Annotated in this window: 8 protein-coding genes and 5 pseudogenes; 4 read left to right on the top strand and 9 right to left on the bottom strand. The window is 40.3% G+C overall.

What is annotated here, in order from left to right; translation table 11 throughout:
- Positions 1 to 377: 377 nt before the first annotated feature.
- Entirely contained in the window at positions 378 to 668 is a 291-nt protein-coding gene (locus ABEV15_RS04605) for a hypothetical protein (protein ID WP_498852489.1), read from the top strand.
- A 216-nt stretch (positions 669 to 884) separates the two neighbouring features.
- Here the strand turns inward: ABEV15_RS04605 and ABEV15_RS04610 are convergent, their stop codons facing one another.
- A complete protein-coding gene (locus ABEV15_RS04610) occupies positions 885 to 2354 on the bottom strand; it encodes an alanine/glycine:cation symporter family protein (RefSeq protein ID WP_498852490.1) in 1470 nt (489 codons plus the stop codon).
- A 316-nt stretch (positions 2355 to 2670) separates the two neighbouring features.
- On the opposite strand from ABEV15_RS04610, the pseudogene ABEV15_RS04615 reads away from it, so the two are divergent.
- Positions 2671 to 3528, top strand: a pseudogene (locus tag ABEV15_RS04615) (IS4 family transposase); the annotation flags it as partial.
- 445 nt (positions 3529 to 3973) lie between these two features.
- On the opposite strand, the pseudogene ABEV15_RS04620 reads toward ABEV15_RS04615, so the two are convergent.
- The 4 genes and pseudogenes from ABEV15_RS04620 to ABEV15_RS04635 all read right to left on the bottom strand — a co-directional run.
- Positions 3974 to 4229 (bottom strand): annotated as a pseudogene (locus ABEV15_RS04620) (transposase); the annotation flags it as partial.
- Positions 4230 to 4402: 173 nt separating this feature from the next.
- Positions 4403 to 7744, bottom strand: coding sequence for a DEAD/DEAH box helicase family protein (locus ABEV15_RS04625; protein WP_498852495.1), 3342 nt, complete (start codon positions 7742 to 7744; stop codon positions 4403 to 4405).
- 43 nt (positions 7745 to 7787) lie between these two features.
- Entirely contained in the window at positions 7788 to 8954 is a 1167-nt protein-coding gene (locus ABEV15_RS04630) for a restriction endonuclease subunit S (RefSeq protein ID WP_498852491.1), read from the bottom strand.
- Positions 8955 to 8963: 9 nt separating this feature from the next.
- Positions 8964 to 10421, bottom strand: a complete 1458-nt coding sequence (locus tag ABEV15_RS04635) for a type I restriction-modification system subunit M (RefSeq protein WP_498852492.1) — start codon at positions 10419 to 10421, stop codon at positions 8964 to 8966.
- A gap of 314 nt (positions 10422 to 10735) precedes the next feature.
- Here ABEV15_RS04635 and ABEV15_RS04640 point away from each other — a divergent pair.
- Positions 10736 to 11173: pseudogene (locus ABEV15_RS04640) on the top strand (IS66 family transposase); the annotation flags it as partial.
- A 401-nt stretch (positions 11174 to 11574) separates the two neighbouring features.
- Here ABEV15_RS04640 and ABEV15_RS04645 read toward each other — a convergent pair.
- The 3 genes and pseudogenes from ABEV15_RS04645 to ABEV15_RS04655 all read right to left on the bottom strand — a co-directional run.
- Positions 11575 to 11920 (bottom strand): annotated as a pseudogene (locus ABEV15_RS04645) (transposase); the annotation flags it as partial.
- 134 nt (positions 11921 to 12054) lie between these two features.
- Entirely contained in the window at positions 12055 to 12576 is a 522-nt protein-coding gene (locus tag ABEV15_RS04650) for an S-layer homology domain-containing protein (RefSeq protein ID WP_256368179.1), read from the bottom strand.
- 27 nt (positions 12577 to 12603) lie between these two features.
- Positions 12604 to 13965: pseudogene (locus ABEV15_RS04655) on the bottom strand (alkaline phosphatase); the annotation flags it as partial.
- 282 nt (positions 13966 to 14247) lie between these two features.
- On the opposite strand from ABEV15_RS04655, the gene ABEV15_RS04660 reads away from it, so the two are divergent.
- Positions 14248 to 14952: a hypothetical protein gene (locus ABEV15_RS04660; RefSeq protein WP_429636188.1), complete on the top strand. Its 705-nt coding sequence runs from the start codon at positions 14248 to 14250 to the stop codon at positions 14950 to 14952.
- 535 nt (positions 14953 to 15487) lie between these two features.
- Here ABEV15_RS04660 and rlmD read toward each other — a convergent pair.
- Positions 15488 to 16855 carry a 23S rRNA (uracil(1939)-C(5))-methyltransferase RlmD gene (rlmD, locus tag ABEV15_RS04665; RefSeq protein ID WP_498852493.1) on the bottom strand — a complete coding sequence of 456 codons (1368 nt, stop codon included), beginning with the start codon at positions 16853 to 16855 and terminating at the stop codon, positions 15488 to 15490.
- Positions 16856 to 16945: the final 90 nt, after the last annotated feature.

Below are 16945 nucleotides of genomic sequence, written 5' to 3' on the forward strand. Positions count from 1 at the left end.
TGATTGCTTGGTCGTCTGATGACCATATGACTGCTGTTGATTCAAATTATAGAAGCAACGCCTAAAAAAAACAAGACAAAAAAGAAATTTTTTCGAAATTTCTTTTAGCGAACAGTGCCAGGCACTATTCGCATGCATACCGTAGCCAAACAAGCTGGTCCGCAGTCTTTTATGTCATGTTGTTTGATGCAGTAGTATTTGTTGAAAAAGAAAAGCATAGTGACTACACCTCGAAATTTGAGCAACACCCAATTTATAAGATAAAAATGCTGAGTAGTTGTCAACATGATAATTTTCGACTAAAATCTTAATTGACCGCCTTTTCTCTATTACATTTCCTTTAAATGTTTATCATTACCAATTAAGAGGTCATACCTATGGAATCTATTTTATATTTATTGCACTCTTTCCTTGAGTTACTTTCGTTTATCATAATAGATATATTTAAGGCTCGAAGAAACATAAAAAAGTTGCAAAAATTAACTTGGTTTTGTGCTCTACACTCTAGCCCACAATATAAAATTTATTTCCAAAAAATAGGGAAGTATAAGAAGTTAACAAGCTATTTATCTAATAGGGCTACAGTAAAAGCGCTTGAACATGATATTGAGGAAAGAAAAAGACTTATTGAATTACTTGACTCAATACATTACGGAAGGAGAAGCTGAGTCAGACAACCCTAATCTTTTGTTAGATGATCGACTATTTTTTTGTTATAGTTATATTTTCTTTCGCCAAAATACCACATTATCTGTCCAAAGAGGATCCCAAAAACGCTAAAAACAGCTAAACTTATTAGCGAACAGTGCCAGGCACTATTCGCATCTCAAAAAAAGGGTGTCCCGCTGCATCCAGGACACCATCGACTCCAACCAATCAACCTGTTACAATGCCTTCTCTTTCTTTTCTTCCCATCTCTTATATCCATTTTCCCAGAATTCCGCGTTCTTGATTCCGTATTTCGACGCGTTGAACTCCGGATCTTTCCCTTGCTTCAGCTGTTCTTCGTAATCTTTCAAGGCCATATAGGCCGGTTTAAACAACAACAAGATCGCAATCAAGTTGAGCCACACCATGATACCAAGCCCGATGTCGCCCATCGCCCACGCCGTCGTCGCCGTTTTGACCGTTCCATAGAACGTGGCCGCCAAAAAGACGAGCTTCAAGGCAAAGAAGGCCGTTCCCCTCTTTTCACTGCGCACCAAATAGGCGAGGTTCGTCTCGGCAATATAGTAATACGCGTATATCGTCGTAAACGCGAAGAAGAACAGAGCGATCGCAATAAAGGCCGACCCGAATCCCGGGAAGAGCGTGTCCACCGCCGCCTGCGTATACCCTGCGCCCGGTTCCACCCCTTTCAAATTCTCGACAATCGTCTCTCTCGTTTTTTCATTGATCACATTGTATTGACCTGTAAACAAAATCATCAGCGCCGTCGCCGTCACGATCAAGAACACGTCCAAATAGATCGAAAATGCCTGCACAAGCCCCTGCTTCGCCGGGTGGGACACTTCCGCCGCCGCTGCCGGGTGGGCGCCCGTCCCTTGCCCCGCTTCATTCGCATAAAGGCCGCGTTTGACCCCCCACATCACCGCCGAACCAAGAATGCCGCCAAACACTTGATCAGCGCCAAACGCGCTTTTGAAAATCAAACCAAACACATCCGGGACTTTTTCAATATTGGCCGCAATAATGGCAATCGCGACCAACAAATAGCTAACTGCCATAAACGGCACGACAATTTCCGCCGTTTTCGCGATCCGCTTCACTCCGCCAAAAATCGTAAAGCCAAGAACGGCAATCACGAAAATTCCCGTCACCAATTTCGGAATGCCAAACGCATTCGAAAAGCTGTCGGCAATCGAGTTTGCTTGAATTCCCGGCATCAGCACCGCCATTGAGAGAATGATCGCCGCGGCGATCACCACCGCAAACCATTTCCAGCCAAGGCCTTTTTCAATGTAGAACGCCGGACCGCCGCGGTATTGTCCGTCTTGTTCCTCTTTATAAATTTGCGCCAGCGTCGACTCGACATACGCGGTCGCCGCTCCGATAAAGGTGATGACCCACATCCAAAAGACAGCGCCCGGCCCTCCATAAGCAATCCCCGTCGCCGTCCCGGCCACGTTTCCGACGCCGATGCGGCCGGACAACGACATCGTCAACGCCTGGAAAGAAGACACCCCGGCCTCAGAGCTTTTCCCCATCGTCACAAGCCGGACCATCTCTTTCACATGGCGGATTTGCAGAAAACGGGTGCGAATGCTAAAATACAAACCGCAACAAACAATGAATGCAATCAAAAAAGGACTCCATAGCCACCCGTTCACCGTTTCTACAAGCTTTTCAATCAACCCAATCCCTCCTATGCAAGCTGATTATTTTTGTTGTACAACACACAACTTGAATAATATTATAAATATTACACATTTCAGCTTCAATATTTTTTTCATATTTCATGATTAATCACGCAGGAAACCCCTGCCTTCAAGCATGGGGAGGAATGCGTTTTTTTTGTTTATTTTTCGCTCACTAGCATTGCAGTAATTAAATCTGATGATTCAAAATACTAAGAATGTTCAATTTTTTATTGATTTCGAAACAAAAAAATCCTTTACAATGGAAGTACAGGTGGTTCCTGTCCAAATCCAATCGTAAAGGATAACTGTTATGGACAAGAATACACTAATTTCATCATTTGGTAAATGGGTTTCACCCATAAATATTCAAAAACTTAGCGAACAAGTCAAAGAATTGAAACAGGAATATTACACAAAAAAGCTGACAACAGAAGCCTATATTAAACTTTTATTGGTAGCCCAACTGCTCGAATTTAGGAGCTTAGAGGAAATGAGTGATGCACTTGTAGACGAAGATCTTCAAAAAGCACTCGGATTTGAATCGATAAGTGCCTCTCAGCTATCCCGAAAAAACAATCAGATCAACCCACTCATTCTTGTAAATTTGTTCTTGGATCTTGTTTGGAAAATTCAACGGTACCATTATAAAAACGGAAAGAATATGCCACTGAAAATCATTGATTCAAGTACACTCCCGTTGAATTTGACCAATTATAAATGGGCAAAATTCCGTAAAACAAAAGCTGGTGTAAAGCTACACTTACGGCTCGTTTTCATGGATAAAGACACCGTCTATCCCGAAAAAGCAGTGATTACGACAGCAAAAGAACATGACCGAAATCAACTCGAAGTCCTAGTGGATGATCAAGAAGCCATGTATGTGTTTGACCGCGGTTATGTGGACTATGAACGTTTTGACCGGATGACAGATGATGGCTATTTCTTCGTTTCAAGACTGAAGAAAAACGCAGTCATTCGTGAAGTCTATACATTTTCACTTCCTGATGGTTGTCACGTTCTATCCGATAAAATGGTTTACATTGGTACCACACAAAATCGTACTGAAAATGTCTATCGTCTACTAGAAGTTATGGACACAAAAGGGAACTTACTTCGTTTAATTACCAACCGATTTGATTTAAAACCAGAAGAGATAAGTGATATTTACTGATCTCGCTGGGCTATTCTTTTTTCCATTTGTACTCTGCTCCAATTTCCATAACACTGGAGGAACGATTTTCTTCTGACTGTTCTAATTGAACAATCGGAATGAGTTTCACTTCATTTGTTTTCACAGTTATACCCCCAAAAAATTTTTCTTTCTTTTCTTAATAAAGAAACTTGTTAAAAATGATTTACAACCTTGACTGAAATTTTTTTTGATATACATTCGAAATAAAAGGTACCGTCAAGAATTTTGTGTAATGCAAGATGGGTATCTCTGAAATAGATTTGGAATGGATAGTGGACTCGTTTCCTCCACACATAAGACTGAATATTCAGTACCCTTTGTAGAAAAGGAGAATCCCCTTATCATATACATTTACATTATTTGGTTAATTGTAACGTTCTTCAAACATGCGTTGGAGGGCTTCCTGCGCTTCGACAAATCCTCACAACTTTCGTCCTACCCTTTCTCATTAAAGTCCTAGATGGTTAAATGTACGACTTTTTCTGCAGACTCTAAACTACTTAAACTGTTCATCGGCTTTAGACGTTTCCGAATCTCCTTGATCGTTCATTCGATAGTATTGGTTGTGTAAATCACATTTCGAATACAGCTTGAATCATCCATAAATGTAAGGAGGATACCCAACTCATTGACCCAAGATTGAACTTTTTTGGATATTTGCCGAACCATTTTGACTCAATATAAGCTATCTAGACAATTTTTGTACTTGTTCCATATGTATAAAAAATATAAGGCATCTTCAAGACGTTTCCAGCCTCAAAGATGCCTTAACACCGAAGAAAAACAGAATATATTGAAACGTTAGCAACAACCCCAACGGCTAACTAGATTACCACAAGGAACGCTTTTGCTACGCCCCCACAATATCTTCTGAATTTCTGTTAATCTCATCGATAATGCTAATGATCCTCCGCGCGTCGTCCATGTTGTCTTGAAAGAGTTCAACAATGCTGCCGACGGTTTTGAACGGTTCTTCCTGCAGCACCCGCTTGTCCATGACCCCGTTTTTCACAAAGTAATCGACGATCAATTTGACAAAACGGCTTTGTTGGATGTTCAACCGTTCGCTTGATAAAAATTCGGAAAACGCCTCGTTGGCGGCCTGCGGGTCAAGGCCGACAATTTGACGGACAAGCTTTGTAATCGGTGTGTCTCCGAATTCTCTTTTATAATCTTCCTGTGTGCCAAGCTCATTCCAAAGAATATGCTCCAACGTTTTTAAGTCTTGGACGGTTAGCTTTTTATTATTTCGCAACTTGTAAATGGCCATCTGGTCGCGGTGTTCATGCAGATAATGTTCAACCTTTTTCCGATAATTTTTCAGATCATTGACATTAAACATCGGGCCGTTTTCTTTGACTTCTAAAACTTGGTCTTTAAAGTTCGTATAGTAAATTTTTTGCGTTTCTTTTTCAAGGAATTTGACTAAGTCACGCAACGCTTCGCGAACGGCTTCCAATTCGAAAATATCGGCTTCGCTCCAAAACTCTTCCGTCTGCACCTTTTCGATGATATATTTTTGTTCCACCACTTGAGGAATCGAACCGAGCTTAGATAACGCCTCTGCGGTGCGAATCACACTCCGAATCGGCTTCGTCGCATTTTTAGTTTGCAACTTTGCCAACTCAATAGTATACATGAGTAAATCAAAACGTTTCGCCAATTCATCATCGTTCACCGGAACAATCAGTGGTGAAATATGTTCTTTAATTTCATTTAAATCCATCGCCGTTAAGGAATCCCACTTGGCTCGATTTTTAAACTTATGCACATATTGAATATGTTGGCGTACACGGAAGTTTTCTTCATTCAACTTATTGATTTCCGCTAGCACCTCGTCAATCAATTCATTGCGATAGGCAATATACTCTTCTTCTTGGTACTGTAAATGCTGCAGTTCTTTAATGATTTCAATTTTGGCGTTAAATAGACGCTCCGTTAAGCTTTCTACCGCTTTTCCTTCGATTCCCTTTGGATTTTCGCGGAAAAACTCGAAGTTGCCGCAATAATCAAAAATAAGGAAATGCGTTTTATCTTGCCCGGCTCCGAATAAGTCTTTGCATAATCGGGTTCCGCGCCCGATCATTTGCCAAAACTTTGATTTGGAGCGTACTCTCTTGAAGAACACAAGGTTGACGACTTCTGGAATATCCACTCCAGTATCGAGCATATCGACCGATACCGCAATTTGCGGCCATTTGTTGCGGTCGGAAAAATCATCGATTAATGTTTGGTAGTAGTTCACGCTGTAATCAATGACCCGTGCAAAGCCGCCCTTGTATTCAGGGAACAATTGATCAAAGCGCTCCACGATTCGTTCCGCATGGCGATGGTTTTTCGCAAAAATAATCGTTTTGCCGAGTTTGTCTCCGCCTTCTACGCGAATTCCTTTTTCCATTAAATCTCTGAGTACCGTATCAATCGTATCGTCATTAAACAGCCATTCGTTTAGCGCGGCACTGTCAATATCCTCGCCCACTTCCTCATCAAATGTTTCTTCATATCGTTCTTTTTCTTCATCCGATAACTCATCGTAATGAATGCCTTCTTCGAGAAACTTTAATTTTGTTTCAATCGTCCGATAATCGACTAAATAGCCGTCCTGAACGGCTTGATCTAACTCATAGGCATAGGTCGGCACGCCATTTTCCAGATCAAACACTTCATACGTATTGCGGTCAATTTCATCTTTTGGTGTGGCGGTAAGGCCAAGCAATATCGCGTCAAAATAGTCAAAAATCGCCCGATATTTCTTATAAATACTGCGGTGGGATTCATCGACGATAATTAAATCAAAATGCCCGACGGTAAAGAGGCGTTTGCCGTCTTTTCGCTTCGCTTCGTCAATCGCGTTCATCATCGTCGGGTACGTCGAAAACACCATGCGGCTTTCCTCTGGATTGTCTTTGTTATCGAGCAAATTGCAAAGCGTCAAGTTCCGCAACAAATGGCTAAAGCTATTTTTCGCTTGCGTTACAAGCGTTTTGCGGTCCGCTAAAAACAAAATATTTTTTACCCAATTATGACGGGTAAGAACATCGACAATCGAAATCGCCGTCCGGGTTTTGCCGCTCCCTGTTGCCATGACAAGCAACGCTTTGCGCCGTTTATTCTCGAGCGCGTCGCATACGGCTAAAACCGCTTCTTTTTGGTAATAGCGATTCGTTATGTTGTCATTGATTTGCACATTTTTTAGCGGCTTCTTCATCGTCCGACGATCAATAAGCAAGCTTAATTCTTCCTTATTGTAAAAGCCGGAAACTCTCCGCGCCGGATAGTTAAGGTCGTCCCAAATATACGTTTCAAAACCGTTTGTGTAAAAAATAATCGGACGTTGGCCGTGCATTTTTTCAATACAGTCGGCATACAATTTCGCCTGTTGCTTTCCTTTGTTCGGATCAGCTGTTGTCCGTTTCGCTTCCACGACCGCAAGCGGCTTCCCGTTATCGCCAAAAAGGACGTAATCGACATAGCCGACTCCTTCCTGATTCGGCATGCCAACGACAGGGTATTCCACAATAACGTCCTTTTTAAATTCCCAACCCGCCAGCTTCAAATCTAAATCAATATATTTCTTTCTTGTTTCCCATTCGCTTAGTTCATCGACTTGGAAGTGATATTCTTTTGTATTCGCTTCCCGTTTGGCGGTGAGAAGAGCGCGGAGCTGTTCGTTTTCTTTCATCATTTCCTCAAGACGCTTGTCTTTGGAACTTAGCCGTTCGTATAGATCCTTTAATTCTTCCGGACGCTCGCGCTTTTCCTCGCCAATTGGCAGCAATGATTCATCAAAATCCGTAGCCGTATATTCATCTGAATAACAATAATCAATCCAAGACACAAACTGATGAAGATGATGCAGGGAAAGAATCGCTTCTTCCCTCGTAATCATCGAGTTCGTATGAACCGCGACATTTCCCAGTTTGACAATGTAACGCAACAACGGCAACAAGTCTTCATCAATAATGGACAAAAAGACGTTGTCATGAATCAAACTGGAAAGATTATCTTGATACGGAACTTTCAAAGCGCTGTCAAAGCTGTACACCCACTTCACCGCAAGCTCCAGCGCACGGCGCGTCAAAATCGCGCACGTTGCTGGACTCACGACTAAACTTTTCTCAGCCTCTAAACACGCATTCGTAAAACTCTCATAATGAGGTTTGCCTATTAGAAAACTAAAGTTGGATAACAACAAATCCCCCTCCCTTGACCAACACGAATTCCTTTTACACTTACTAATCGTTGAACAACTCTCCCTTAAACGCTCGTTGCATGAGGGAGTTGAAGTTATTTTCGAGTTCTTCTAGGCTCTTTTGAAGAAGGTCTTTTTGAGATTCTATTTTTTGTACTATTTCTGCAAATTTGTTTTGAAGTTCAACAGGGGGTACCGGTATTTCTAACTCACTTAAAATTTTGAGATTAATATTTTTTTGCGCTGATTCGGGAGCATTAGCTTCAATGATTCTTTGTAAAAACGTAAACCAAAAATGTACATATATATTAGACATATAATTTTTTGGAATGTAAGCAACAACACTGTCTGGAAAACAAGCATCAAACGTTAATATTCCTGTTTGGGCTATATTAGCTGCAATTGTAATACACAACGTACCTTTTGGCCACATTTTACTCTGTTTTAAACCTAACTCAGAGTACGTTTGATTATATTTTTTTATGAATATACCCGAATTTGCAATATCTCCAGTTTGAATCAAAGGATATGGGCCATTCAAAAGTTCAGGAGCATTTCGTGGTCGATGTTTCGATATTCCTCTTTTAAGCTCACCTGTCTCGGATAATTTCTGCATGACCCAGTTTTTATTATTTTTCACCGGATCCCCAAACATCTCCAAAAACACACTTTGCGCCATCTGATCCAATGCTGCGATTTGGGCTTTTCGTTTGTCAATGAGTTCTTGGGCTTTGTCTAGTACAAAAACAATGCGTTCCTGTAAGTATATATTAGGGATTGGAATTACCACTTCTTTTAAAAATTTAAAATGACGATTATATCCTGTGTCAGGTATATTCACTGTGCGTAGATAATAATAAATGTATTTCGTAAGAACTTCTTCCTCTGAGAATACATTTTTTAGTAGTTTTACACCATCTGCGCCTATAAATATAGGGAAATCAATATACTTTAATATTCTCGTATGATCACCAAATATGATTAATGGAGATTTATCATAAACACCTTCTCTATCATTGGTAAAACCAGCAATATAGTCTTTTCCCTGATCAATAATTGGATAGCTTCCTTGTGCAAGGTATTCTTCTTTTTTTATTTTTTTTGCATTCTTAGTTTCATCTCTTAAAACATCACTAAATTTTAATAATTTCCAATTGGGATTTTTTTGTAAACTTCTTAAAACTTTCTTGTCCTGATATTTACTAAACATAGCATCACTCTATCCCTTTATTATTTTTTTTAATTCCTCTAAACCATTCATAATCTCTTTTTCCAACGTTTCCACTCTTTCAAGTATCACACTTGGCGCTTCATACTCTACCTCTTCATACTCAATCTCTTTATATTTGTTAATCGAAAGGTCATAGTCATTTTCCCGGATTTCTTCCACCGGTACAAAGAACGATTGCTCCGTCCGTTTCCGATCTTTTTCTGCTTCACGGTTATGGAAGCGCGCAATGATGTCCGGGATGTCGTTTTCCTCAATCGGCGTGCGCTTGTCGTCTAACGAATAGCCATCGGCTTTCATGTCGTAAAACCAGACGTGATCTGTTCCGCCGACGCCCGTTTTCGTGAAAATCATAATCGCCGTCGAAACGCCGGCGTATGGTTTAAATACGCCGCTTGGCATGGAAATAATCGCTTCTAATTTATGATTTTCCACAATTTCTTTGCGGATGTCTCTATGCGCTTTGGAGCTGCCGAACAATACCCCGTCCGGTACGATGCACGCGCAACGTCCGCCCGTTTTTAAGATGCGTAAGAATAACGCCAAAAATAAAAGCTCGGTTTTCTTTGTCTTTGTAATTTTTAACAGGTCGCTTGAAACGGCTTCATAATCCAAGGAGCCTTTAAACGGCGGATTGGCAAGGACAAGAGTGTATTTGTCCTTATCTTTGTTTTGTTCCGACAAGGAGTCGCGATATTCGATATTCGGATTTTCAATGCCATGGAGCATCATGTTCATCGCGCCAATCCGCAACATCGTGCGGTCCATGTCAAAACCGTAGAACATATGGTTATTAAAATGCTCTTTTAAACTTTGCACTAAAAATAAGTCACTGCGATGTTTGCGCAAATATTCGCCCGCTGCGACTAAAAACCCTGCAGAACCTGCGGCCGGGTCGACAATAATATCTTCTGGAGTCGGTTTCATTAACTCTACCATCATATTGATAATATGACGCGGCGTGCGGAATTGACCATTTGTTCCCGCTGTCGCGATTTTGGATAGCAAATATTCATATAAATCCCCTTGTAAATCACGGTCTTTCAGCGGAAGCTTATCAATGCCGTCCACAATTTTTGAAAGCATTTGCGGCGTAGGAATCATAAAAATCGCATCACTCATATACTTGGCATATGCGGAATTTTTATTGCCATGCAAGCTTTTAATAAAAGGGAATACTTCCTTAGATACGATTTCATACATTTGGGAAGCTTCTAGATTTTTAAACTTGCTCCAACGCAAGTGTTGTTTATCTTCAGGAAAGATTCGTTCAAACTCAATTCCTAATAAAGCAGCCTCTTGTTCTCTTTGGGTTTCAGCTTCATCAAGGCCTTTAATAAATAAGAGGTATGTAAATTGTTCAATGACCGTCAGCGGGTTCGTAATTCCGCCTGTCCAAAACGTTTCCCATATTTTATCGACTTTGTTCTTTAATTCTCCTGTAATCATATATCTTCCTCCTTATTATTTCCAAACTTAATTATACATAGTTTTATCGGAGTTAGAAACTTTGATTTCTCTGGATTCAATCAACTGTTAAAAAAGGGAAAATCTCTTTGTATGAAGGGTTATCCTTGTTTTCCTCACAATCACATGCCAAACCCGCCTCTTGATAGGCTTTCATCAGTATTTTGGATTGTTTCGATGTACGGCATGCCCTTTCAGCCCAATCCTTGTCTCTCGTTCTCTGCTACTCCCGCTCCCATTCTCCCTTACAATCAGGACATTGCCATCGAATGACCCGGTCTGCCTCCAGACCGGATATGCCGATTTTTCTGCTAGCCACCAAGCAAGCCGTTGAAGCCCATCACGGTGCACTTTCCGAAGAAGAGGCGAGACGGTTGGAACGTGCGTATGATCGTATCCTAGAAAGAGCACAACACCGATTGGAAACAAAGATGCCTCTTCCGAAAAAAGCACTCGCTTTTGTTCGACGCCTTCAAAAATGAAGGGAAGAAGCGTTGCGTTTCTTACGTGAAGTACATGTTCCCTTTGATAACAACCAAGCCGAACGCGATCTTCGTATGGTCAAAGTGAAAGGGAACATCTCGGGTACGTTTCGCGAAGAAACATTCGCCCAGTCTTTTTGTATCACAAGGAGCATCGTTTTCACACTGACGAAGCACGAAAAAAATGTGTGGGATTCGTTATGTCTTCTGTTGACGGGTGACACACTCGATCGTGTTCTTTCTACCACTTAGGGCATTTTCTATCACGGGAATGCCCTATTTATGTTGCGATTCTTTACATACTACTATCGGGGTGAATAGTTACTACAAATTAATACAAATAAGTTTAGTCCCGATTCATCACCACAAAATGTACTTGACAAGCAATACGATCAACAAGGATGTACAAAAATCATTGATTTACTGATTTTTCCCCACAAGCGTAAGTGGGGCATGTTATAAAAAAATCAAGCACAACTTTTGGTGAAGAGCCGTGGAACGAGTTTATTTTGTGTTTACAAAACTAACCTCTAACTTCGCCACACACTCCACATGTGTTGACTATACAGTAAGAACAATTATTCAGAAGTGGATAGTGTTTGCTGTTTTCTTAATACCCGTGTTCAAGATGTTATTTCTTTAGAACTATATCCTGAAACAAGCAATTCTGGTGCTACTGCCGCATCATTCCGATTCGCTGTGGTCAACACAGGAGATAAAATGATTCCCTCGGCAGTGGTGGAGAGATGGAGCTTATATCCTTTAAACCAGTGGTATCGGGTGGCCGCTCCTCATTTTGCTTGCGAATCGTAAAAACTACTTCGAAGTTCCGTGCTGTCGGATCCACACAATTTGGGGATACCGTACTTCTAAATCTTTGAGCAGCTGTGCGCGAAAAACAGGGAATCCCTGTTCTCAACCACTTCGCCGCGCGGAAAAACGAGGAGGGACTTCCCGAAGCCCGCAAGCTCGCTGAAAATAGCGAAAACGCCGGAGGATGGGCCTAACATAAAAGAAGTACACTTCATATCCAGCACCTAATAATTTACATATAAACAAATAAAAACCTTAGTTCCCTATATGTGTAGTGGAACTAAGGTTTTCAGGCTTTCTTCTATAATCTATCATGTACCTTAATTATTTAAATTTAACGCACGATATAAGAACACTGCAAATTCAGCTCGTTTCGTTTTAGAACGTGGATCAAACATTCCACCTTTTCTACCAGTTGTTACCCCATTTTGATAAAGGATTTTTATATTTTCTTGATGAGCAGGCGAAGCGGATTTTAAATCAGATAATCTTACTTGAACATGGTTTTGAGCTTTTAAAGAAAACGCACGAACTAAAATAGTCGCCATTTGTTCACGGGTTAATACATCATTAACACCAAATGTTCCATCTGCTTTTCCCTTAAAAATGCCTTTTGCTTTTGTTGCAGCAATTTCTTTAGCATATGGATGATTTTCATTCACATCTTTAAAAGCGTTTAAATCAGTTGGAATCTCAAGATTTAGTGCACGCTGCAACATAACAGCTGCCTCAGCGCGTGTAATCGCTTTGTTTGGATAGTAGTTTCCTTTATCATCTAGAGAAATGACATTTTGACTGATTAAATGTTGAATTTCATTATAAGCAAATTGACCCTCTTTCATATCGGCAGGAGTTTGTCCTGTTTTTGGTTTATTCACTTTTTTATTTTCTAAAATGTCAAAAATAATTTTCGCATGATCAGTGTTGTCAATTTTACCAGCAAAACGTTCAATTTGCGGTCCGTATCCATAAACCGCTACATCTTCTCCAGTATGACCGCCTGTTGTCCAACCAGTAACAGAACGGGTATTAAAAATTGCTTCAATCGCATCATCAATTGTCCTAAGGTCTTTCGTTTGCGCAGCGTCTTCTACGGATTTAATTTCTTCTTCCGTTAAATCAAGAGCAATATATTTCTTTAATGTTTCTCTCACATTTGCACCATTGACGATTTTTTCTGCCATAAAATCAGGTGTTCTTTTCGCCGCTTTGATTGGCTCTGGGAACCAGTTGTAAATACCATTAGCTCCTAATGAGAATCCCCCTGTAGAATGGTCTGCTGTTAATACGACTAAGGTTTCACCGTCTTTTTTCGCAAAATCAAGAGCTACTTTAAAAGCTTGTTCGAAATCTTCCATTTCAGACATTGCCGCTACAATGTCATTATCATGTCCAGCCCAGTCAATTTGGCTTCCTTCAACCATTAAGAAGAAACCATTTTCGTTTTTACTTAAACGTTCAATCGCTTCTCTTGTCATTTCTTCTAGATCCGGAGTTTCTTCAGTACGGTCAATGCGTTTAGGAAGACCGCCTTCAGCGAACAATCCTAAAATACGTTCGTTATTGTCTTTTAACAATTCATCTTCATTTGTCACAAAACTGTATCCATCTTTTTTAAATTCTTCGACTAAATTCCGATCTTCACGAATGAAGTTCTTAAGTCCTCCGCCTAACATGACATCAATCTTATGTTGGCCATTGATTAATTCGTCATAGTAGTCATCCGCAATCGCATTCATGTTCTTTCGGTTCACATCATGGGCACCGTAAGCAGCCGGTGTTGCGTGCGTAATTTCTGATGTCGCTACAAGACCTGTCGACATTCCTTTTTCCTTTGCTGCTTCCAATACCGTTTTTACTTCCGTCTTATCATTATCAACCGCGATAGCCGCATTATACGTTTTAATACCGGCTGACATCGCTGTTGCTGCAGAAGCAGAGTCCGTGATATTTTGATGTTCATCTTCTGGATTTGTAGATTGCATACCAATTAAGTAGTCATCAAATGTTGTATTTTCGACAACAAATGTATCAGGGTTATCTTTCATATAACGATGTGCTGTTAGGTAAGAAACCCCCATTCCGTCCCCTATCATAAAGATGATATTTTTAACTTGCTTCGGTTTTGTCTCAGCTTTGACAACATCATGATTCGTTACTAAGCTGCTGACTCCTAAACTAGAAGCTAACGTGAACGCCGTTAATCCTCTAAAAAACTTCTTCTTGCCCAAATACAAAACCTCCTTACAATGTTTTATATAATAAACATACAACGATTGTATTAATAGATTATGAATTTTCTATTAATATTTGTAAAATTTCCGAAAATACAATAACAATTAAACTTGACCAACTGTACAAAAACTGTTCATTCTAGACGTAATGCTTCAAAGAGATATGCCATTATTTTTACACCAATTTACATTCATTTAATTTATATTAAAAGAAAATTCATATTTCTTTATTATCATAAATTTATGCTACTTAAAAATTTCGTTTTAGGAGGAACACGAATGGTGAAATATGTTCTATTGATTTTAAGTTTTATGCTGTTATTTGGATGTTCAGCCAATCAAGATAAAAAAGAAGAAATAACCCGGACAAAAGCTGCTAATCAAAGCGAAATAAGAGAAAACGAAGCAAATAAGACCGAGTATTCAAAGACAGAATATAGCGGTAATCCTCAAGTTACAGACGATTCGTCATTACAAAAAGCCGGTGATTCGTTTTGGGATGAAAAAGGAAAATTGATATTAGAAGACATAAAAGAGGTGAACAAAACGTATAAAATCGGTCCTATAGAGTTAACCATATTAGATGTCAAAGTACTTCATTATCTTCCAGCATATAACTTAATTGATTTTTTCCATGGATTTACACATGAAGCAGAAGACTTTGATTTTATAAGAGTGCAGATGAAGATTAAAAATACAACAAATGAAGAAGTATACTTCGCACCAATCGCTTTATTAGAAACAAGCTCAGGGGAAAAGATGACTTGGGAAAATGATTTTTATCTTGAAGAATTAAACGGCATGTATAGCGGCAGCGAAGAGAAGATAGGCAACATGGGATTTCCTTTAAATAACCATGTTCATGGGCAAGAAGACAAAGCTAAGAGTAATCATTTAGAATGGATCAAACTAATGACAAGTGAAGTGCTAAATAAAGAACATAAAGAAATTGCCGGCAAAAAAATAATAGAAATAAAATTCTAATAGTGCGACTTTAACTTTGAAAAGAAGAGTGAAGTTCATTGATCAGCCTGAAAGCTGAATGAAATAGGTGTACTTGTTTATAGAAGTTTAGCCAAGAAAACCTGTCATCTTGCCGTCAGAATGAATCAGCTTTAGACAAGAGAGGACTTTCCCTCTCAATTGTCCGACTTTCATACTCTTTTGCATAGATCATCTACAACTTGCTTTTTCTTAAAAGCCGGTGACATTGGAATATGAAATGTTCTGCCTTTTTGTATTTGAATTGCGAATAACTTCATTCGAAAAATTCGTCTTTATTAAATTGCTTTAATGTTTGTTGAGCAGCAGAACTCATTAACTTTAACTTATAGTTTTAGTTTTCGCTCGTTTTGCATTTATGATGGTTTCGAAAAAGTGTTGTCAAACAGAATAAAGACCGAAAAATAAACTTTTGACACGGAAAAGGGGAAAGGGCTTGAGAAATAAGGATTTCCCTTCCCTTTCCCTTTTTTCTCGCAAAACTTTATTTTCATTTTCGCACAAGTTTATTCAGTTTCTACAATTTCAAGGCTAGTTTCGCCACACACTCCACATGATTCGTATGCGGAAACATGTCGACCGGCTGCACTTCGAGTGTCTTATACCCGCCGTCTTCGAGGATGCGCAAGTCACGAGCGAGTGTGGCCGGGTTACAGGATACGTACACCACCCGCTTTGGCTTCATGGCGATAATCGTTTGCAGCAAGGCTTCGTCGCAGCCTTTGCGCGGCGGGTCAACGACGATGCAGTCAGCTTCGATACCTTGTTCGTACCATTTCGGAATGACGACTTCCGCTTCACCGACGGCAAATTCGGCGTTGTCGATGCCGTTCAGCTTCGCGTTGCGTTTAGCGTCCTCAATCGCTTCTGGAACGACTTCGACACCGTACACTTTTTTTGCTTTTTTCGCCAAGAAGAGAGAAATTGTTCCAATGCCGCAGTAAGCGTCAATGACGGTTTCTTCACCTGTTAACTCCGCATATTCGAGCGCCTTTTCATACAGCACTTTCGTCTGTTCCGGGTTCACCTGATAGAAGGAACGGGCAGATATCGCAAACCGAATGTCGCCGATATAATCATAAATATATTCAGAACCCCAAAGCACGCGCGTATGTTCTCCCATAATGACATTTGTTCGCTTCGGATTTATATTTTGCACAATCGACTTCACATTTGGTACCGTTTCAATAATTTCTTGAACGATTTTCTTTTTATGCGGCAACTCCTCGGTGCGTGTAATCAAAACGACCATCACTTCTTTCGTCGTTGCCCCGTAGCGAGCCATTATGTGACGGAGAGTACCTTTATGCGTTTGTTCGTTGTAGGCTGGGATGTTATACTTCTCGCAAATTTGTTTGACCGTTTGCACAACAACATCGTTCATTTCCTGCTGGATCAAACAGGTGTCCATATCGATAATGTCGTGGCTTCTTTCTTTGTAAAAACCTGCGACAAGTCCGCCTTCGCGCTCGCCGACCGGCACTTGCGCCTTATTGCGATAGCGCCACGGATTGCTCATGCCAAGCACAGGATGAACAATGACATTTTCAATCTTCCCGATGCGCGCAAGCACTTCTTTTACATGCTTGTGCTTTGCCTTTAGCTGTCCTTCATAGCTTAAATGCTGAAGCTGGCATCCGCCGCATTGTTTATAAATCGGACACGGCGCGTCAACGCGATCTGCGCTTGGCTCATATAATTCAATTAAACGACCGTAGCCGTAGCCTTTTTTTACTTTGATAACTTTCACTTTCGCTTTTTCTCCCGGCAGCCCGTTCGCGACAAAAATCGGAAAGCCATCGATTTTTGCCACGCCTGCACCGTCGTGTGTTAAGTCTTCAAATACGACATCGTAATATTCGTTTTTTGCCACTGGTGCTTCCATGTTTCTTTCTCCTTCCGCAAAATGCTGTCAAGATTTTAGCATAATCGAACAAAAAAGAACAGGATTACCCCCCTGTTCTCATTTGTTCAG

Origin of the sequence: Bhargavaea massiliensis (assembly GCF_050480245.1) — a bacterium.
Classification (GTDB): domain Bacteria; phylum Bacillota; class Bacilli; order Bacillales; family Anoxybacillaceae; genus Anoxybacillus.